17 protein-coding genes are annotated in these 18,769 nt (G+C 65.3%); 7 read left to right on the top strand and 10 right to left on the bottom strand.

The features are described 5' to 3' along the window. Nucleotides 1-6 precede the first annotated feature (6 nt). Complete coding sequence (locus NP503_RS00645) at nucleotides 7-1,494, top strand: amidohydrolase family protein (protein WP_127269652.1); 1,488 nt, start codon at nucleotides 7-9, stop codon at nucleotides 1,492-1,494. Here NP503_RS00645 and NP503_RS00640 read toward each other — a convergent pair. From NP503_RS00640 to NP503_RS00610, 7 genes are read right to left on the bottom strand one after another with little or no spacing between them, the layout of a single operon-like run. Further along, nucleotides 1,479-2,144, bottom strand: a complete 666-nt coding sequence (locus NP503_RS00640) for a cysteine hydrolase family protein (protein ID WP_127269650.1) — start codon at nucleotides 2,142-2,144, stop codon at nucleotides 1,479-1,481. The two genes, NP503_RS00645 and NP503_RS00640, sit on opposite strands and share 16 nt — an antisense overlap. Next, a complete protein-coding gene (locus NP503_RS00635; protein ID WP_127269648.1) occupies nucleotides 2,141-3,424 on the bottom strand; it encodes a Zn-dependent hydrolase in 1,284 nt (427 codons plus the stop codon). Before NP503_RS00635 ends, NP503_RS00640 begins: the two co-directional genes overlap by 4 nt. After that, entirely contained in the window at nucleotides 3,424-4,587 is a 1,164-nt protein-coding gene (locus tag NP503_RS00630) for an FAD-binding oxidoreductase (protein ID WP_127269646.1), read from the bottom strand. The genes NP503_RS00635 and NP503_RS00630 overlap by 1 nt, the downstream gene beginning before the upstream one ends. After that, nucleotides 4,584-5,906, bottom strand: coding sequence for a Coenzyme F420 hydrogenase/dehydrogenase, beta subunit C-terminal domain (locus NP503_RS00625; RefSeq protein ID WP_127269644.1), 1,323 nt, complete (start codon nucleotides 5,904-5,906; stop codon nucleotides 4,584-4,586). The genes NP503_RS00630 and NP503_RS00625 overlap by 4 nt, the downstream gene beginning before the upstream one ends. A gap of 12 nt (nucleotides 5,907-5,918) precedes the next feature. After that, on the bottom strand, nucleotides 5,919-6,833 hold the full coding sequence (locus tag NP503_RS00620; protein ID WP_127269642.1) for a nitrilase-related carbon-nitrogen hydrolase: 915 nt from the start codon (nucleotides 6,831-6,833) through the stop codon (nucleotides 5,919-5,921). Next, nucleotides 6,818-8,248: a dihydropyrimidinase gene (gene hydA / locus NP503_RS00615; RefSeq protein WP_127267695.1), complete on the bottom strand. Its 1,431-nt coding sequence runs from the start codon at nucleotides 8,246-8,248 to the stop codon at nucleotides 6,818-6,820. The genes NP503_RS00620 and hydA overlap by 16 nt, the downstream gene beginning before the upstream one ends. 24 nt (nucleotides 8,249-8,272) lie before the next feature. Beyond that, nucleotides 8,273-8,623 carry a RidA family protein gene (locus NP503_RS00610; RefSeq protein ID WP_127267694.1) on the bottom strand — a complete coding sequence of 117 codons (351 nt, stop codon included), beginning with the start codon at nucleotides 8,621-8,623 and terminating at the stop codon, nucleotides 8,273-8,275. Nucleotides 8,624-8,927: 304 nt separating this feature from the next. Here NP503_RS00610 and NP503_RS00605 point away from each other — a divergent pair, with 304 nt between their 5' ends. From NP503_RS00605 to NP503_RS00580, 6 genes are read left to right on the top strand one after another with little or no spacing between them, the layout of a single operon-like run. Next, entirely contained in the window at nucleotides 8,928-10,181 is a 1,254-nt protein-coding gene (locus NP503_RS00605) for an MFS transporter (RefSeq protein ID WP_127267693.1), read from the top strand. 10 nt (nucleotides 10,182-10,191) lie between these two features. Then, nucleotides 10,192-10,941: an SDR family NAD(P)-dependent oxidoreductase gene (locus NP503_RS00600; RefSeq protein ID WP_127267692.1), complete on the top strand. Its 750-nt coding sequence runs from the start codon at nucleotides 10,192-10,194 to the stop codon at nucleotides 10,939-10,941. A 30-nt stretch (nucleotides 10,942-10,971) separates the two neighbouring features. After that, nucleotides 10,972-11,997, top strand: a complete 1,026-nt coding sequence (locus tag NP503_RS00595; RefSeq protein WP_127267691.1) for an NAD(P)-dependent oxidoreductase — start codon at nucleotides 10,972-10,974, stop codon at nucleotides 11,995-11,997. 12 nt (nucleotides 11,998-12,009) lie between these two features. Next, entirely contained in the window at nucleotides 12,010-12,945 is a 936-nt protein-coding gene (locus NP503_RS00590; RefSeq protein WP_127267690.1) for a polysaccharide deacetylase family protein, read from the top strand. Nucleotides 12,946-12,960: 15 nt separating this feature from the next. Continuing rightward, nucleotides 12,961-14,295, top strand: a complete 1,335-nt coding sequence (locus tag NP503_RS00585; RefSeq protein ID WP_127272625.1) for a dihydroorotase family protein — start codon at nucleotides 12,961-12,963, stop codon at nucleotides 14,293-14,295. 5 nt (nucleotides 14,296-14,300) lie between these two features. After that, nucleotides 14,301-15,074: an SDR family NAD(P)-dependent oxidoreductase gene (locus NP503_RS00580; RefSeq protein ID WP_127267689.1), complete on the top strand. Its 774-nt coding sequence runs from the start codon at nucleotides 14,301-14,303 to the stop codon at nucleotides 15,072-15,074. A 206-nt stretch (nucleotides 15,075-15,280) separates the two neighbouring features. Here NP503_RS00580 and NP503_RS00575 read toward each other — a convergent pair whose 3' ends face one another. The 3 genes from NP503_RS00575 to NP503_RS00565 all read right to left on the bottom strand — a co-directional run bounded on the left by NP503_RS00575 (nucleotide 15,281) and on the right by NP503_RS00565 (nucleotide 18,597). Beyond that, nucleotides 15,281-16,471 (bottom strand): ROK family transcriptional regulator, encoded by a 1,191-nt coding sequence (locus NP503_RS00575; protein WP_127272223.1) that lies wholly within the window; start codon nucleotides 16,469-16,471, stop codon nucleotides 15,281-15,283. Between the two features lie 179 nt (nucleotides 16,472-16,650). Next, on the bottom strand, nucleotides 16,651-17,673 hold the full coding sequence (locus NP503_RS00570; protein ID WP_127269593.1) for an SIS domain-containing protein: 1,023 nt from the start codon (nucleotides 17,671-17,673) through the stop codon (nucleotides 16,651-16,653). After that, complete coding sequence (locus tag NP503_RS00565) at nucleotides 17,674-18,597, bottom strand: BadF/BadG/BcrA/BcrD ATPase family protein (protein WP_236382668.1); 924 nt, start codon at nucleotides 18,595-18,597, stop codon at nucleotides 17,674-17,676. Nucleotides 18,598-18,769: the final 172 nt, after the last annotated feature.

Raw genomic sequence — 18,769 nt, 5'->3', positions numbered from 1 at the left:
TGCCCGATGCCCTATGATCTCGTCATCCGTCACGCGACGCTGATCGCCGGCGACGGATCGAAGCCTCTCGAGGCCGACATCGCCGTCACCGGCGACAGGATCGTCGCCATCGGTCAGCTGGACGATGCAACGGGCAGCGAGGAAATCGACGCCGCGGGTAAGGTGGTCGCACCTGGCTTTATCGACGTGCACACTCATGATGACGGCGCGCTTTTGGCGCCACGTGGCATGGACCCGAAGATCAGCCAGGGCGTGACGACGGTGATCGCCGGCAATTGCGGCGTCAGCCTGGCGCCGTTGCTTCTCAACACGACACCACCGCCGCCCTTCACGCTGGTCGGCGGCCGGGAGAGTTTCCGTTTCGATCGTTTTGCCGACTATGTCGCCGAGCTCAAACGGCGCGGCATCGCCACGAACGCGGCTCTATTGGTCGGCCACACCACTTTGCGCCAGCGCTGCATGCCGGTGACCGACCGTCCGGCCAACGAAGCGGAGACGGTGGCGATGCAGGAGGCGGTGGCCGAGGCGATGGCCGAGGGCGCCTTCGGGCTCAGCACCGGGCTCGACTATCCGCCGGCGGTCAACTCTTCGACCGAAGAGGTCAAGGCACTCGCCGCAACGGCGGCCGACCTCGGCGGCCCCTATGTCACCCATACCCGCAACTATTTCGAGACGATGGACGAGGCGATCGAGGAAGCGATCGACATTGCCGATCATGCCAGCGGCAAGCTGTTCATTTCGCACCATCAATGCACCGGCCGCGCCAATTTCGGCAAGAGCCGTCCGTCCTTGGAAAGAATCGATCAGGCGCGCAAAACGATGGACATCGGCATGGATGTCTATCCCTATGCCGCGAGCTCGACGGTGCTGCGACTGGAGCGCTGCGACACGGGTCTGAAGATCCTCGTCACATGGTCCGATCCGCATCCTGAAATGGCGAGGCGCGAGATCGCCGACATCGCGCGCGAATGGAACTGCAGTGAGCGCGAGGCGGGCCAGCGCCTGCTGCCGGCGGGCGCCGTCTACTTCCAGCTGGACGAGACGGATGTGCGCAACATCATCGCGCACCCGCGCACGATGATCGGCTCGGACGGCCTGCCGCACGATATCCATCCGCATCCGCGCCTATGGGGCACGTTTCCGCGCGTGCTCGGCCATTACGCCAGGGATGTCGGCCTGTTCAGCCTGCAGGAGGCGGTGTTCCGCATGACCGGCCTGCCCGCGCGTGAATTCGGCATCCAGCAACGCGGCCTGCTGGCCGAAGGCAATTTCGCCGACCTCGTCATCTTCGATCCGGCGACGATCATCGACACCGCCACTTTCGAGGAACCGCGCCGGCCCGCCGCCGGCATCGAGCATGTCTTCGTCAACGGCGTGTCCGTGTGGACTGACGGCAAGGCGACCGGATCGCTGCCGGGCACGGTACTCAAGCCCTCAGCTTCAAAGGTTGTCCGAGGCACATGCGGCTGCGGCGCCGATCACAAGGCCTCGTAGATCCGGTCCACCATCTCAAGCGTGTAGACGAACTCAACCGGCCGCGTGCAGCGCCAGCCGTCGAAAGGCTGGCCGGCAAGCGCCTTCAGCGCCTCGGGAAGGCGCAGGATGCCGCCGCCATAGAGCCGGTTGGCCATGTCGAGCATGCCGATGCGGTGCATGGCTTCGCTCATGCTGCCACAGGCCTCCTTGACCAGCCAGACCCTGAACCCCTGATAGACTGCGTCGAACACGCTCTCGGTCACGCAGCTGTCGGTCAGCACCCCGGTCACGATCAGGTTCTCGACCTTGAGGTCGGCAAGCCGTCTTGAAAGGTCGGTGCGGCGAAAGGCGCTCGGCCAGTGCTTGTGGATGACGATGTCGCCGGGCATCGCCGCCACCTCGGCGCAGATCGCGGCGCCATCGCTGCCGGCCACGGCGGAGCGGAATTCCTCGGTCAGGGTTTCCTCCTGCCTTACATAGCCGTCGCGTTCTTCCGGCTGCACCCAGGCTTGCGCATGGATGACGGGCACGCCTGCTGCGCGGGCGGCTTCGATCAGCGCGGCGGCATTGGCGAGCACCGCGTCATAGCCGATGACCGGCCAGGCGGCTCCGGGACGGTACTCGTTTTGCAGATCGATGACGAGCAAGGCGGTCGCGGCAAGGTTCATGGCTGTCCCGGGGGGTTGTCGAAGTGGGTGACGAATTGAAGAAGCAGGCGGATCGCCTGGTCGAGATCGGCGATTTCCATGGCTTCATGCGGGTTGTGGCTGCCATTCTCGTTGCGCACGAAGATCATGGCGGTCGCAATACCGGCGCCGGCAAAGCTTGCCGCATCATGCCCCGCTCCGCTCGGCACATGCGGCGCCGGAATTTGCAGTTCGGCGGCGGCGCGGTCCAGCCTCGCTATCAACGCCGGCGACATCGTCGTCGGCTCCCAGGTGAAGCGCGGTCCGGCCTCGAAGCTGACGCCGCGCTTCTTGCCTACTTCTGTGAAAAGCGCGTGCAGCCTTGCCTCGATCCGGTCCAGCACGGCGGCCTCGGCGCTACGCACATCGAGTGTGAAGCGAAGCTCGCCCAGGACGCGGCTGCCGCCGTGTTGCGCAGGATCGGACTGCACGCGGCCGAAGGTGATGGTGGCTTCATGGCCGTCGCGCTCGAGCGCGTCCCATTCCGCTTCAAGGCCGGCGACCAGATCGGCAAAGCCGAGCACGCTGTCATGCCGGGCGAAGCGCGGCTCGGCGCCGGAATGCGCGTAGGCGCCGAGGCAGGTCGCGTCGACATAGCGAAACCCGCCGGCGATCCCGGTGACGATGCCGACCGGCGCGCCGGATGCGACAAGGCGTGGTCCCTGCTCGATATGCACTTCGACGAAAGCCGCGATCCGTCCGGCATCGATGCCCGGCACGCCGCGCTGCACGGCATCAGGGTCGAAACCTTCCTCCAGCATATGGTCAGCCAGCGTGCGTCCGCTGTCCGACCGCTTCGCTTCCAGCGCTATCGGCTCCAGCAGGCCGACAGCTGCCTGGCTGCCGGGATAGGACAGCGGAAACCAGACCGCTTCCTCGGCGCGGGTCGCCAGCACGATCAGGTCGCGCGGCAATTGGATGCCTTGCCCGACCAGTTCGGCCATCACGGCCAGCCCTGCCACCACACCCGCGGCGCCGTCGAAATTGCCGCCATGCGGCACGCTGTCGAGATGCGAACCGAGAACGATCATCGGCAAATCCGGATTACGGCCCTTCAGCGTCAAATAGAGATTGCCGGCGGCATCGACGCGCGCCGTGGCGCCGAGCTGCTCGGCTTCGTCGCGAATGAGGGCGTGGGCAAAACGCTCGCCGGGCCCATAAGCCGCGCGGGTTACGCCCGGTGGGTCGGCCGTGGCTTGCGCAAGCCTCTCCAGCAGATGCCCGGCCAGCCTGCCGCCGCCAGTCAGCGCGGCACTGCTCATCAAGCAACCTGCCTGGCTTGAGGATCGACGCCGCGCAGCCGGTGTGGCGTGAGATCGTCCATCGAAACGCCCTGCCTAGCGACATCGTCCGGAAAACCCTTGCCGGCGATCAGACTGGCACAGACGCGCGACAGCGCCGGTGAGGTCTTGATGCCGTAACCGCCCTGCCCGACCAGCCAGATAAAGTCTGGAACCTCATCATCCGGCCCGACCACCGGCGATCCGTCGGCGACGAAGGTCCGCAAGCCCGCCCAGGAGCGCGACACGCGCTGCACCTCGATCGTGGTCACCCTTTCGAGACGCTCGGCGCCGATGGCGACGTCGATGTCCTCGGCATAAGCATCCATCGGCACCGACGGCGTCGCATCGGCCGGCGAGACGAACAGCTGCCCGGCATCCGGCTTGAAATAGAATTCGGCGCCGACATCGTTGACCAGCGGCCAGTCCGATATGTCGACCCCTGCGGGCGATGGAATGTTGAAGGCGGTGCGGCGTTTCGGCTGCAGGCCGACCGGGCGCACCCCTGCCATGATGGCGACCTCGTCGCCCCAGGCGCCGGCTGCATTGACGAGCATTGGCGCGCGAAAGGTCCCCGCCCGCGTCTCGACCCGCCACTGGCCGCCCTGCCGGTCGATCGCCGTCACGCCGGCATTGGTGACGATGCGCGCGCCGCGCGCGCGGGCGCCGCGCAGATAACCTTGGTGCAGGCCGTTGACGTCGATGTCCATCGAATGCGGTTCGATATAGGCGCCGGCGAGATACTCCGCGCGCAGCACCGGTACGCTGGCGATCGCTTCGGCCGGCGTCATGGCGACGATGGAGGGCACAAGCCCCTGCGCGGCCGCCAGATCCTCCCGCAGGAGATCGATCTGATCGGCGCGCGCCACGGTGATCATGCCGCGCTTGCCAAGCAGCGGATACTCGGAGAATCCAGCTGGCGGTTCGGTCAGGAAAGACCGGCTGGCAAGCACAATACGCCGGATGACGCCGTTGCCGTAATTTTCGGTAAAGCTTGCCGCCGAGCGTCCGGTCGTGTGGTAGCCGCAATGGCTTTCCCGCTCGAGCAGCACCACCTTTGCGGAGTGGGATATCTCGAAGGCCGCACCGGCACCGGCCATGCCGCCGCCGATAATGATGACGTCCGTTTCCTCGGCGGCATTCATCTCAACCCATCCTTCAACATGATTGCCCGGCCTTCGCGCGGCACGGCAGGCGGCTCACCCAGGCGTCCGCGCCGCGCGCGGTCGCGAGCGCCGCGCCCCTCGGCCAGATTCTCCGCCAGCGAATTCTGCGCGGCGCAATCTGCAAGGGCGAGATCGGTGACAAAAGGCACCGGCCTGCCGGCGATCGCCATGCCTTTCAGCCGCGCCCAGACGGCGCGCCGCTTGCGCACCTGGTGCGACTGCAACTCGCTGATTTCGGCAATGCCGGTCTCGCGCTTGATCTCCAGAGCGCCGGCGTCGACGGCCGCATCGAACAGTTCGAGGCCGCGCCCGGTACGCACGATGATGCTGTTGAGCAGCTCATCCTCGACCGCCGGCCCACCATTCAGCCAGGCGTCATGAACCGCGATATCCGCCACCTGGCCGATCGCGTCCGGACAGATCTTGCAGCGCGGCTGGGTCATCCATTTGTCCTCGTCCTCCCACAACTGCCGATAGGTGAGTTCGAAGGCGCGGCCGTCCCTGGTTTCGATCCGGTTGAGGCCGGGATTGCCATGGCCGCGATAGCGAAAAAGCGTGAGCTCGTCCTCGCAGAGGCCGAAACGCCGCAACACCTGTTCCGATTTCGAAAGGTCCGATGCGCCGCCGCAAACGAAGGCCAGGGCATAGCGCATATATCGGTCGACGCGCGGATCGAGCCGCGCCAAATTGCGCACGGCGGTGATATCGCAAGGCTTGGCGATCAGCGCGAAGGGCTGGCCGCGATCAAGGATGTCGTCGAAATCCACCAGCGTCGCCGTGGGGCCGTAGCGCGAGCCGGCGCCCTCGATCATCGAAACGGCATCGAAGCTCAGGCGCCGCTCATTGCGCATCGGCTGTAAGCGTGATGCGGCGACATGCAGCACGAACTTGACGCGTCCCGAGCTCAGCAGAAATTGCCCAAGCGCCGTCAGCACACCGCCTCCCGATCCGACAAACCGCACCGTGGGATCTCCCGCGCGTCCGAGCACAAGCCGTTCGGCGGGGCCCCAGACGGTGTCCGTCAACGCTGCATTGCTCGCCTGCGCCGGCGGTGGACCGGCGATGCGCGTTCCCGGGCAGACTGCGTTGACCCGCGTCAGCGTCGACCTGACCAACACCTGCATCGCCACCGGCCGCTCGCGCCCTTCCGGCGTCATCGCCATCTCGACCTTGCCGGGACCGGCGATCGAACGGCAGAGCCCGCAACCGATGCAGAGACCGTTTTCCACGATCTCGCCGAGCGACAGCGGCTCGGTCGCGCGCGGCGCCGTGTCCTGGCTGGTTTCGCTGGGGGCCATCAAGTTTCGATCTCAGGCCGGTTCGGAAATGCGCCGGTACTGGTCGGGGCGGCGATAGAGCGCGAAGTTGAAATTCACTTTCCGGCAGGTCTCGATCAGGTCGAGATCGGCGCGGTGGACGATGACCTCGTCGTCGAGCGACATCGCCTGCGCGGCGATCTCGCCGGTCGGCGCGATGATGCAGGACCCGCCGATCAGTGCCTGGCCGTCTTCCAGCCCCGCCTTGGCGGCCGCAGCGACCCACAGCGTGTTCTGGTAGGCGCCGGCCTGCATCGGCAGATGGTTGTGGAACATTCGCAGATGCGCCAGCGCCGGCGCCTCGTCGAGCAGCAGTGGCGTGTTGTAGCCGAGCAAGGCCACCTCGGCGCCATTGAGGCAAAGCATGCGGTAGGTTTCCGGCCAGCGGCGATCGTTGCAGATCGCCATGCCGACACGCACGCCGCGATAGTCGAAGACCGGAAAGCCGAGATTGCCCGGTTCGAAATAGCGACGTTCGAGATGCGTGGTGATGCCTTCCTCCGGCTCGCTCGACCCCGGCACATGCATCTTGCGGTAGCGGCCGATGAACCGCCCGTCCGGGCCGACAAGGTCCATGGTGTTGAAACAGCGCGTGCGGCCGTCTTCCCTTGCGATCTCGCAATAGCCGAGCGCGAAGCCGATCTTGAGGCGGGCGGCGGCATCATAGAGGCATCGCGTTTCGGGCCCCGGCATTGCCCTTTCGAAGAAGGCGTCGATCTCCGCCTGATCGTCGATGCGCCAGCGCGGGAAGAAAGTGGTCAGCGCCATCTCGGGAAACACGGCAATCTCCGCCCCGGCGGAAGCTGCCTGTTCCAGCAAGTGGATGAGGCGATCGACCGTCTCGCTCCGCGTCGCACTGCGCTGGATTGGCCCGGTCTGGGCGACCGCGATAGTCAGGCATCGAGCCACGGCATCATCTCCTCGACTGGTTTTCCCGAGCGGGCCGGATCGGCGGCGCTGCGCTCTACGAACTGTCCGAACCCCGGCTGCACCTGGAGTTCGCCGTCGGCGACAACCGGCACGCCGCGCACCAGCACAGTGGTCGGCTTGCCCGTCACGCTCCTGCCCTCATAGGGCGTGAAGTCGACACGCGAATGCAGCGCCCGGTGCCCGAGCGTCCAGGTCACTGTCGGATCCCACAGCGCCAGATCGGCATCGAGGCCGACCGCTATGCGCCCCTTGGCATGGGCCAGGCCATAGATCGCGGCGGCGTTGCGCGAGGTGAGATCGAGATAGCGCTCGAGCGTCAGGCGGCCGCTCAGCAGTCCCTCCGAGAAGAGCAGCGGCAGACGAGTCTCGATGCCGGGAATGCCGCTCAGCGTGGTGGTGAAGTCGGGTGTCTGCGACCGAGCGATCTTGTCGGCGAAGAAATAGGGCGAATGGTCCGACGACCACAGGTCGATGCCGCCATCGATCAGCGCCTGCCACAGATGCCGATGGCTGCGCGGCGAGCGCGGCGGCGGCGAAAACACAAAGCGCGCCGCATCCATGGCCGGCCGGTCGAGGTCGGCGGCGCCGATGAACAGATATTGCGGGCAGGTCTCGGCTATCGCATCCACCCCTCGCCCGCGCGCCCGCGCCACCTCCTCGGCCGACTGCCAGGAGGAGACGTGGACGATGGTCATGCGCGCGCCGGTCATTTCGGCGAAGGCCAACGCACGATGCGTTGCCTCCCGCTCCATTGTCTCGCTGTGGGCAACGACATGGTAGCGGATATCGGTGCGGCCGAGATCGATCAGGCGCTGCCGCGTGCGCCTTATGGCGGCATCGTTCTCGGCATGGACCATGACGATCCAGCCAAGCCTATGGGCAGCATCGAGCACCCTGAAGAACAGATCGTCATCGACGGCAAAGCCCTGATAGGTCATGAACAGCTTGACCGACGCGATACCGCGGCCGGCGAGCAGCGAAAGCTGTTGCTCGACATCCGGGCCGGTGCCCATGGTCACCACCGCGTGCAGCCCGTAATCGATCACCGCGCGCCCTGTGGCACGGTCGAGCGCTCGATCGATGGCGGCGACGGTGCTCATCTCCGGACCCGGCATGCCGAACGGGACGATGCATGTCGTGCCACCGAAGGCAGCCGAGATGGTGCCGGATTCGAAATCATCCGCATTGCCGGCCCCGCCCCAGACCGGCTGGTCGAGATGGCAATGGGCATCGATGCCGCCCGGCATGACCCAACGACCGCCGGCGCCGATCAAGGATTTGCCGGCCAGGCCCGTCCCGGTGGCGGCGATGCGGCCGTCGTCGATGGCGATATCGCATTCGGCCCAACCGTCGTCGAGGGCAACGCGTCCGCCTTTGATCACCAGCTCATGCATTCGGTTTGCCCACCCCAATCGGCGTCAGCCGACCGCCGCCGTCACCATGATCTCGACGCGATACTGGTCGCCGGCAAGCCGCGCCTCCACCGTCGCGCGCACCGGCATGGCGCTGCGGTCGATCCAGGCATCCCAAGCCATATTCATCATGTCGAAGTCGGCGATGTCACGCAGCCAGATCTGAGCGCTCAGGAGTTTCGACTTGTCGCTGCCGGCCTTGGCCAGAAGCGCATCGATCTTGGCGAATATCTGCTTGCTCTGCGCGGTGGTGTCGCTTGAAAGGTCGTCCGCCGTCAGGCCGGAAACATAAACGGTGCCGTTATGGCGCAACACCCGGCAAAAGCGTTGGCCGTTCTCAAGACGTTCGATCGTCATCTCGGGGTCCCCTCTCGATCTTTGACAGGCGACCTATCGTAGGGAGCGCACTAAAGGACTGTAAAGCCTTTCGCAGGGCGCAACGCCGTTTTCCGCCGCCGGGATGGCCAAAAAAAATGACGCCATAGCCGTGTCAATCTTCGCTTGCAGCAGGCATGACTGGGTGTAGCTTCTGTTTGGGAGAGCAGCCGCCGGCCAGCGTGACTGCCAAGGGGAGCCGTCGCAATGCACAAGAATCCGGCGCCGCTTGTCGATCCTGCTTGCGATCTCCGGCGTCCGTCCTAGTCGGCCAGGCGCGGCATTCATGGGATCGATCGGTCAATCCGCGATGCGCTTTTGGCAGAACGCCGAGCGCTCCCGCGCAACGCTGCCGATGATGGCAGGCGTCTGTTTCGCCTGTATCGGCAGCGCCATGCTGACGACAGCGGTGTCGTTCCACCTCGGCAAAGCCGGCGTCGATCCCGGAACCGTGCAGATCGTGCTGACCGCCTATCCGGCCGGTTTCCTGATCGGATGCCTAGTGACGCGTCCATTGGTCACCCGCTACGGCCATGAGCGGACATTCCTGCTGGTCCTGGCAACTGCGCTGCTGTCGGCCCTGGGCTTCGTCGTTACCGACTTCATGCCGGCATGGTTCTGCTTGCGGCTGCTCGGCGGCATGTCGATGGCCTCGATGTTCGTCGTCTGCGAGAGTTGGATCAATCTCTATGCCGAACAGCACAATCGCGGCTCGCTATTCGCGCTCTACATGCTGACGACGGCGATTGCCGTGCTGCTTGGCCAGGTCCTGGTGGCGATGGTCGGTCCGCAATCTCCGCATCTGTTTCTGGTCGCGATGGCGACGGTGCTTGTGGCCTTTGCGCCCAACTTCGCCGGGGTGCGCTGGCCGGCGCTGCCTTCGGTGCCGAGTGATCCGGCGCCCGCGTCCGGAGCCAAGGCAGACAGGCGGCTGGGACCGCTGGCGCTCTTCAGGCTGGCGCCGGTGACGGTCGTGGCGATTTTCCAGGGCGGCATCACCAACATGAACGTCTTCGTGCTGACGCCTCTTTACGGAACGCAGATCGGCCTGTCGGCGGCGGCCACGGTCTGGCTGGTGACCACGATAAGCATTGCCGGAATGGTGGCGCAGACCCCGGTCGGCTGGCTTTCTGACCGTTTCGACCGCCGCCTGATACTGCTGGTGCAAGGGCTGGTATCGGTGACGGCCTGCGCCTTGATCGCTTGGGTCGGCACCCTGTCGGTGCCTCTGCTCTTCGTGCTGTTCTTCATCTATGGCGCCACGGCGCTGACGATCTATCCGGTGGCGATGGCCTTCGGCGCATCGCAGCTTCATAGCCGGCACATGGTCGCCGCCTCCGGCACGCTGCTCCTGCTCTACTCGATCGGCAATGTGGCAACGCCGGGCGTCGCCGCGGGGTTGATGGCGCATCTTGGACCTCCCGCCATGTTCCTGCTGCTCGGCGGCGGCGCTGCCCTGGTCACGTTGGCCGCCTGCTACAATCTTCTGCGCCGGCCGGTCACGGCGCCGGTCATGCAACGTATCGAGGAACGGGTTTGAGGAGGCCGCGATGAACCGTCTCGAAGGCAGCGCTGTCCTGATAGCAGGCGCCGCAAGCGGCATTGGCGCGGCCATTGCCCGGCGCTGCGTCGCGGAAGGCGCCGGCGTGATCTGCGCCGATTATGAGCTGGAGGCGGCGCAAGCCCTTGCCGATGAGCTCGGCGCCGCCGCTTCCGCCTGCGGCTGCGATGTGACCGATGCGGAGCAGGCTCGCAGCGCCGTCGACATCGCAAGGCAGCGCTTCGGCCGGCTGGACGGACTGGTGCACAACGCCGCCGCGCCATCGACCAATGCCACCGTCGTCGATCTCGACGAACAGTCCTGGCGCCGCGAACTCGACGTCAGCCTGACCGGTGCGTTCCTGATGAGCAAGTTCGCGGTGCCGTTGATCGCGGTGGGTGGCGGCGGCTCGGTGGTGTTCATCGGCTCGCAGTTCGGACGCGTCGCCACCGCCAATGCCGTCGCCTATTGCGCTGCCAAGGCGGGGCTGATCCATCTCGCCAAGGCGATGGCGGTCGACCATGCGCCGGACAATGTGCGCGTCAACAGCCTGTCGCCGGGCGCGGTGGCGACAGCGCGCCTGCTGCGCAGATTTCCGGACTTCGAGGCCGCCAATGCGGGTCTTGGCCCCGCCCATCTGCTCGGCCGCATCGCAGAGCCGGATGAGATCGCCGCGGCGGCCGCTTTCCTTTTGTCATCGGACGCATCCTTCGTCACCGGATCCGACATGCTCGTGGACGGCGGCTATGCAACGCGCTGATCCTGTTCGTTCAACTTAGAAGGAGTTCACATGACGCTGCTTGTCACCGGAGGCACCGGCTTTGTCATGAGCGTGGTCGCGCGCGCATGGCTCGACCGCGATCCGCAAGCCCGGGCCGTGATCCTCGACCGGTCCGGCCTGGACGCGGCGGCCGAAAAGCATTTCGCCCCGGTGCGCGACCGGCTCACAGTGGTCGCCGCCGACGTCCTCGACCCGAAAGCCTGGTCCGCGGCGCTAGACGAGCAAGGCATCACGGCGATCGTGCATGGCGCGACAATCACGCCGATCTCGCGCGGCAGCGCCTCGGAGGCAAAACGGCAGCCCGAGGCCGAAGACCCGGCCCGCATCGTCGACGTCAATCTAATGGGCACCGTGCGGATGCTGGACTGGGCGCGAGAGAGACCGGACCTCAAGCGCTTCGTCTATGTCAGTTCCGGCTCCGTCTACCGTCACAATGGCCCCGACTGGAGCAGCGAGCCGCTGCCGGAAGACGGCTATGTCGCGCCGTTGACGCTCTACGGCATCTCGAAATTCGCCTCCGAGATGGTGACCAACCGCTATGCCGACCTGTTCGACCTGTCGGCGGTCTCGGTGCGACTTGCTTCGGTCTACGGCCCGATGGACCGCGCGACCGAGAGCCGCAACTTTCGCCATGTTCCCAACCGCGTCGCACATATGGCTTTAGCCGGCGAGACGATCAGGCCGAACAGCCTGGAGCCGGTCGGCGACTATATCGTCTCGACCGACGTTGCCGCCGCGATCCTCGCGCTGATCGATGCACCGCGCCTCAATTACCGTCACTACAACATCGGCTCCGGGTCTAGCCAGACCATCGGCGAGATCGTCGGCTGGGCAAGGGAACGCGTGCCGGGCCTGAAGGCCGAAGTGACACCAGGAGAAGACGCCAATATCGTCCAGGATGTGAGACTGAAGGGCGGCATGTGGGGCGCGTATGACATCGCCCGCATCCTGCGCGACACTACATGGCGGCCGCGTCCGGGCAAGGAAGCCTTCCACGCCTACATGGACTGGATAACCGCCAACGAAACGAGATGAGAGGAATTTGCCATGACGCCAAGCGCTGCCTCGCAACCGCCCCAGCCGCGCGACCTCGTCGGCTATGGTCCGAATCCGCCCTTCGTGACCTGGCCCGGCGGCGTCAAGCTCGCCATCAACCTCGTGCTCAACTATGAGGAGGGCTCGGAATATTCCTGGCTCGAAGATGGCCGCAACGACAATTGGGGCGAATACAATCTCACCTCGAGCCCGCCGGTGCGCGACCTCGGCACCGAGACGCATTTCGAATATGGCAGCCGCGCCGGCGTCTGGCGCTTGGCACGGCTTTTTGATCGCTACGACATCCCGATCACCATCTCAGCTTGCGCGGTGGCGCTGGAGCGCAACCCGCCCTTCGTCGAATGGATGAAGACGCGACGACACGATCTGCTCGGCCACGGCCTACGCTGGATCGACTATACGACCATGGAGCGCAGCGAGGAAAAGCGCCAGCTGCATGAAGCGGTCGGGCTTTACGAGACACTACTGGGGAGGCGGCCGCTCGGCTGGAACTGCCGCTCGCTGCCCAGCGTCAACACGCGCGATCTGCTCGTCGAGGAAGGCAGCTTCCTCTATCACTCCGATCCCTGCAATGACGACCTGCCCTACTTCCTCGACCATCGGGGCACGGAAATCCTGGTCGTGCCCTATTCCAAGACGCTCAACGACAGCCGTTATCTGGTGGCGCCGGGCTACAGCAAACCGCGCGACTTCGCTGAGGATTGCCGCTCGGCGATCGATTACATGCTCGGTGAAGCCGACGAGACCGGCGGCCGCATGCTGACGATCGGCATCCATGCGCGCTGGATGGGCCAACCCAACCGGGCGTCCGGGCTGCGCGAGGTGATCGAACATGTGAAGCAGAACCCGGCCGCTGCCTTCATGCGCCGCGAAGAGATTGCCCGGTTCTGGCTGGAGAGCCATGCCAGCTTCGAGCGGCGCGGCTAACGGAAACAAGACGGCATGTTCGAAACCCTGATCCGGGGAGCCACCATCGTCAACGCCGAAGGGTTCGAGCGGCGCGATGTGGGCATTACCGATGGCCGTATCGCGGCGCTTGTCCAGCCTGGCGAGACGGCCTCGGCCAGGACAGTCATCGATGCGGCCGGTGCCTATCTGCTGCCCGGCCTGGTCGACGCGCACGCGCACCTGCGCGAGCCTGGACTGACACACAAGGATGACTTTTCCTCGGGCACGCATGCCGCGGCCCTTGGCGGCGTGACGACGGTGCTCGACATGCCGACCGACGAGCCATGGACAGCCACAGCCGAACAGCTTGCCGACAAGATGGCGATGACCGAGGCCCGCATACATGTCGATGTCGGCTTGCAGACCGTCGTCAGCCGCAACCTGTCGCTTATCCCTCGCGTGCTGGACTTGGCGCCGGTCTCGTTCGAGCTGTTCACCGCCGATGTGCCCGATGACTTCCTCTTCGCGACGTCCGACGCCGTGGCCGAGGCGTTGAAGGCTTTCGCCGGCAGCGACACTTTGATCGGCATCTCGCCCGGCGATCAATCGATCCTGACCGGCAGCACACTACGCGACCGCCCCGGCACCATCGCCGCCTTTCAGGCCAGCCGGCCGCCACTCGCCGAAGCCAACGGCATCGCCCGGGCGCTCATCGCCGCCGCCTCTGCCGAAACCAGAATTCATGTCCGCCAGATCAATTCCGAACTCGGCGTCGAGACGTGGGGCCGGCTGCGCGGCATGGCCGACGCCAGCGTCGAAACAACGCCGCAGAACCTCTTCTTCACCGCCAGCGATTATGAGATGCAAGGCGCTAATCTCAAGGCCTCGCCACCCCTGCGCTCGCCGCATGATGTGGATGCGCTGCGCGCCGCGCTGAGCGGAGGACTGATCGACATCGTCGCCACCGACCACGCGCCGCACGCGCCAATCGAAAAGGCTGCATCCTATGCGGCCTTTGCCGACATTCCAGGTGGCATGCCAGGGCTGCAGACACTGTTGCAGACCATGCTGAAACTGGTCGATGAAGGCTTGATCGCATTGTCCGATCTGGTGCGCCTGTGCGCCCGCAATCCGGCCGAGCGCTTCGGGCTTGGCCGGCGCAAGGGACGGATCGCCACCGGCTACGATGCCGATATCCTCATCCTCGATCCGCGCCAGTCCAGCACGATCGCCAATGCCGATCAGGTGTCGCGAGCGGGCTATACGCCATTCGATGGCTGGACCGTCCAGGCGCGGCTGACAAGCGTCTTCCTGCGCGGTCGCGAAATCGCGCGCGAGGGAAAACTGATCGGCCCGAAAATTGGAACCATCGTCACCCGGGAAAGCTGAAGACCATGCCCCTCCTCGCAGACAAGACCGCCATCGTCACCGGAGGCAGTTCCGGCATCGGCCGCGCGATCGCGCTGAAATTCGCGGCCGAGGGCGCGAGCGTCGTCATCGCCGACACGGTCGAGCAGCCGATCGAAGGCGGTAAGAGCACCGTGGAGTTGATCCGCTCGGCCGGCGGAGGTGCTGTTTACATCCGGACCGACATCTCTGACTGGAGCGCCGTCGATGCGCTGGTCGATGCGACGGTCACGCAGTTCGGACGGCTCGACGTGATGGTCAACAACGCCGCGATTTACACCAGCACCAATCTGATCGACACCACGCCGGAACAATGGCAGCGCGTCATCGGCGTCAACCTGACCGGTTTCTTCTACTGCTCGAAACGGGCGGTGATGCAGATGCTCACCCAGGCGCCCGTCACCGATGTGCGCGGCCGCATCATCAACATCTCCTCGCAGCATGGTATCGTGGCCTGCCCGGGCGACTTCCCCTATTCTGTGAGCAAGGGAGGCATCGTGCAGATGACACGGCAGATCGCCGTCGACCACGCCGACGACCTGATCGTCTGCAACGCGATTGCGCCAGGCAAGATCGTCACCGGCAAGCCGGGTGTCGCCAACGAACCCGACGCGCTCGATTACTCGCGAAGGCGCACGCCATGGCCGCGGCTTGGACATCCGAGCGACGTGGCCGGAGCCGCCTTGTTTCTCGCCAGCGACATGGCAAGCTACGTTACAGGCATCAACCTGATGGTGGACGGCGGCTGGATGGCGGGCTGACCTAGTAAGACCTAAGGCCGACTGCCCGGAGACCGCGGGCAAGGGCTGCAGCAAGGGACGTTGGCCGACGAACAGGTCAAAACATTACGTGGGCACTTTTTCGCCCCCAGAGTCGAGACACGCGCTCTGCAACGGTAGTAGTCGCAGTCGCAAACAGTTCTCCAGAAGCGATCTGGTCACGCGGTATCTTCCAAATCAGACCACTACTAGCGCTCCAGCTCTGACAATGGCGGCAGCACGACAGCCGGATGGCGGCCTTCGCGCAGCATCAGCCCGAGACTGTAGTCGACGGCTAGCTTCATGGCGCCGAGCGCCGTGCCGCCGTCTTCAAGCGAACTGACGGCGATCCGTGTCGGCCACGCAAGTTCTGCTGCGACGCGTTCGACATTTTCTGTCATCAGCGGGTTTCTGCCGACACCGCCGCCAAGCACGATCAGGCCGGGGTCGAGCATGCCGATGCAGCCGGCCGCCAGCCTGCCGATATCGGCTGCATGACGCGCGACTGCCGCTACCGCCGACGCTGAGCCCTCCAGAGCACGCGCGAACAGATCCTTGGCCGAGTCGGGCGGCGCGCCTTCCCCAGCGGGCCAGTCGACACGACAGCGCTCGATCAGCGCCCGCGAGCCGAGATAATGTTCGAGCCCTTCACGATAGGGCGTCTCGCTGGCCGACCACGGAAACGGCATGCGGCCGATTTCGCCGGCAGCACCGCCGGCTCCGCGAAACAAACGCCCTTCGGTGATGAGGCCGAGGCCGACCCGCACGCCAACCTGCAGAAAGGCGAAGGTCTGGTGGCCTTGCGCGGCGCCAAAGTGCATCTCGCCGATGGCCGCGCAATTGACGTTGTTTTCCAGGATGATCGGCACTTTGACACTGCGCCGCAGCAGGCCAAGCACGGCGGACGGCCCGCCGGGCCGGTCAAAACGATCGTTGGAGACGATGCGCGGCACCGCCACCGCAATGGCACGCAGCGCGCGAAAACTCTTGGCCACCTTGGCCATTGTGGCACGCGCCACCGACAGCACGACAGCGCCGACCGCGTCGGCATCGCCGGCTATCGTTTCCGGGATCGGTTCTTCCGCCGACGCCAGCTTCTGCGCGTCCATCGAATAGGCGACGGCACGCACCTGGGCGGCGCCGACATCGATGCCGATCGCGTAGCCCGCGCCGGGACCGATGCCGTAGACCGTCGCCGTGCGGCCGATGGCGCCACGCTCCAGTCCGCGCGACGCCACAAGACCCAAGGCGCTCAGTTCCGACACCGCCGCCGACATGGTCGGTTTCGACAGGTCGAGCATGGCGCCGAGTTTCGGCCGGGTCACCGGCCCATGCGCGGCGAGCACACGAAGCACGGCGCGGGCGCTCTCGGTCAGATTGGGGATTTCCGCAGCCGCCATCTCAGCCGTTCGACCTTTTGCCCTGAAAATCCTATTGGCCGCGCGCAAAATCACCAGCACGACTCAAAGGCGCATGCATGTTCCCCTGAATGCCTCATTGCCGGGCAGTTTGGCAATTTCCGCAAGCAGGATCTCAAACCGAAGGTCGAACGCAGCGGAAAATGCGCGAACAGGACAGGCTACACCTCGGTCGGCGACCACGGCTTCAGCTTGGTGTCGGTCTGGCGGTAGCGGAACGTAATGTCGGCGAGGCCGGCGGCGTCCTGCATGTCGCCGACAATGAGCTGGATGGCGATGATCTCCAGTATGGCATCGGCCATGTCGTTGCCGAGTGCCGGGATGGAAATCACCACTAGCCTGTCGGCGGCAGCGACATCGACGCGCCGTGTCACCAGCACCGAGTGACAACCGAAGGCCGCAACATCCTGCGCGATCTTCACCTCGCGGCCATCACCGATGCAAATGAGTCCGGTCGCCGCATCTTGCGATTCCATCGGTCCGTGCAGGTAGTTCAGCGTATCCCATCCGGATGCCGGCACCCTCACCGCCTCGCGGATCAGCATCGCCGCCTCGCCGGCATTGGCGAAGCCGACGCCGGCGCCAACGATGTCGATGGATGTTCTGCCCTGCAGCAGCCGTGCCGCCTGCCCAGCAGCTTGCGTCGCGCCGGAAAGAACGGCGGCTGCGGCGGCAGGCAAACGCGCCCAATCGAAGCTGTTGCCGGCAAGCCTGCCGATCAGCATGCCAAGCGCCAGCAAGGTCCCGGTATAGCCGGTGGAGCTTGCGCCATTGTCGGCGCCAGAATCCGTGGCAAGCACAGCACCAGTCAGATCAGCCAGCGGATTGCCGCTGCCACGGCAGACCGCCAGGCGCGGCGCGCCCGACGCCTCGCGCATGACGTCGTAGATTTCGCGGCTCTGCCCGGAGGCCGACAGCGCGATGAACGCATCGGCGGCTGCATCCGTCCGGCCATAGAGATCGGTCGGCGTATAGGCAAAAGCCTTGATACCGGAGGCGCGCAGATAAAGCGCACCGGCCAGCGCTGCCTGATAGCTGGCGCCGATGCCGGCAAGCCCGATCGTCTTGCCGGCAAAAGCGCGGAGATCGAGGTCGTCAAGCGACGAGGCCACCGAACGCCGGCCGATTTCGAGACTTTCCGTCTGGCGCGCCACCGCCGGGCGATAGCCGATACGCTTCATCATTCAAACCGCTCCAATTCCCAAAGATTGGCCCTGACCGACCAGCAGTCGTCTCGCCAAGGCGACCGCACCCAGCACCGGCGGCTCGCGCAGCAGCAGCACCTGGCTCGACGGCGAGACCTTTGCCATGGCCTCGACGAATGCCGTCATCAACATCGGCTGCTCCGAGATGACCCCGCCGCCAGCCACGACAAGGGCGGGATTGGCGCCGCGTTCGATCAAGAGTGCGACCAATGCGGCCAACCCTGCCCCGCCTTCGCTGATAACACGGATAGCCAGAGCCGAGCGGGCGATCGCCGCGTCGAATACGGCATTGGCATAGCGGCCCCAGACCGCAGCACCACGCGTTTCGTTGAGCAGGATGCCAAGCTTGGTCTGGTCGTCTGTACCCAGTTCGCGCATCAGCCCGGCAATCAGCGGGTCACCATCCTGGCCCCGGTCGAGGCTGTGCCGGACTGCTTTCGCCGCCTCGCGCACCAATGCCGGCGCGCTGCCCTCGTCGCCAAGGATCCAGCCCCAGCCACCGGCTGCCAGCATCTTGCCATCGGCCGTGCGTGCCACCGCGATCGAGCCTGTGCCGGAGACGACGCCGATGCCGTCGATATAGCCAGCGGCAGGAACCATCAGCTCGGCATCGTTGACCACCTGCACCGCACCACCGGTCCTGCTTGCCAGCAGCGCCTGGAAGCGAAGGCATTGTTCACCCGTGTCGCAACCATGCGCGCCAACGGCCAGCACAGCGGGCGCGACCCCGCCGCACAATCCCGCGACGATCCCAGCCAGCGTCGTGGCATCGGTTTCCATCTGGCGGATGCGCCAGGTCTCCGTCACCAGCACCTCGTCGGCGATCGTACGCTCGCCCTGGCACGCCATGATCCGCGTCTTGGTGCCGCCGATATCCACGCCTGCAATGATTTTCTGGGTCACCGTTATCCACCGCACACGCCGGACGAAGCGGGTTGCCGCGTCCAGATCCTTATTAGTTAGGAAACTTTACAAACTATCTTTCCAGACGGCAAGAACTATGATTTGATAATGGTCGTAAAAAGCGCATCAAGCGCATTGGGAGATTGCAACATGAGCAGGAGAAAGATTGGTC

This window comes from Mesorhizobium sp. SEMIA396 (assembly GCF_024518615.1).
Classification (GTDB): Bacteria; Pseudomonadota; Alphaproteobacteria; order Rhizobiales; family Rhizobiaceae; genus Mesorhizobium.
This window is presented reverse-complemented; position numbering and strand designations above follow the sequence as displayed.

Coding starts and splice junctions, on each gene's coding strand:
- NP503_RS00645 (WP_127269652.1), top strand. CDS start 7: ATGCCCTATGATCTCGTCATCCGTCACGCGACGCTGATCGCCGGCGAC.
- NP503_RS00640 (WP_127269650.1), bottom strand. CDS start 2,144: ATGAACCTTGCCGCGACCGCCTTGCTCGTCATCGATCTGCAAAACGAG.
- NP503_RS00635 (WP_127269648.1), bottom strand. CDS start 3,424: ATGAGCAGTGCCGCGCTGACTGGCGGCGGCAGGCTGGCCGGGCATCTG.
- NP503_RS00630 (WP_127269646.1), bottom strand. CDS start 4,587: ATGAATGCCGCCGAGGAAACGGACGTCATCATTATCGGCGGCGGCATG.
- NP503_RS00625 (WP_127269644.1), bottom strand. CDS start 5,906: ATGGCCCCCAGCGAAACCAGCCAGGACACGGCGCCGCGCGCGACCGAG.
- hydA (WP_127267695.1), bottom strand. CDS start 8,248: ATGCATGAGCTGGTGATCAAAGGCGGACGCGTTGCCCTCGACGACGGT.
- NP503_RS00610 (WP_127267694.1), bottom strand. CDS start 8,623: ATGACGATCGAACGTCTTGAGAACGGCCAACGCTTTTGCCGGGTGTTG.
- NP503_RS00605 (WP_127267693.1), top strand. CDS start 8,928: ATGGGATCGATCGGTCAATCCGCGATGCGCTTTTGGCAGAACGCCGAG.
- NP503_RS00600 (WP_127267692.1), top strand. CDS start 10,192: ATGAACCGTCTCGAAGGCAGCGCTGTCCTGATAGCAGGCGCCGCAAGC.
- NP503_RS00595 (WP_127267691.1), top strand. CDS start 10,972: ATGACGCTGCTTGTCACCGGAGGCACCGGCTTTGTCATGAGCGTGGTC.
- NP503_RS00590 (WP_127267690.1), top strand. CDS start 12,010: ATGACGCCAAGCGCTGCCTCGCAACCGCCCCAGCCGCGCGACCTCGTC.
- NP503_RS00585 (WP_127272625.1), top strand. CDS start 12,961: ATGTTCGAAACCCTGATCCGGGGAGCCACCATCGTCAACGCCGAAGGG.
- NP503_RS00580 (WP_127267689.1), top strand. CDS start 14,301: ATGCCCCTCCTCGCAGACAAGACCGCCATCGTCACCGGAGGCAGTTCC.
- NP503_RS00575 (WP_127272223.1), bottom strand. CDS start 16,471: ATGGCGGCTGCGGAAATCCCCAATCTGACCGAGAGCGCCCGCGCCGTG.
- NP503_RS00570 (WP_127269593.1), bottom strand. CDS start 17,673: ATGATGAAGCGTATCGGCTATCGCCCGGCGGTGGCGCGCCAGACGGAA.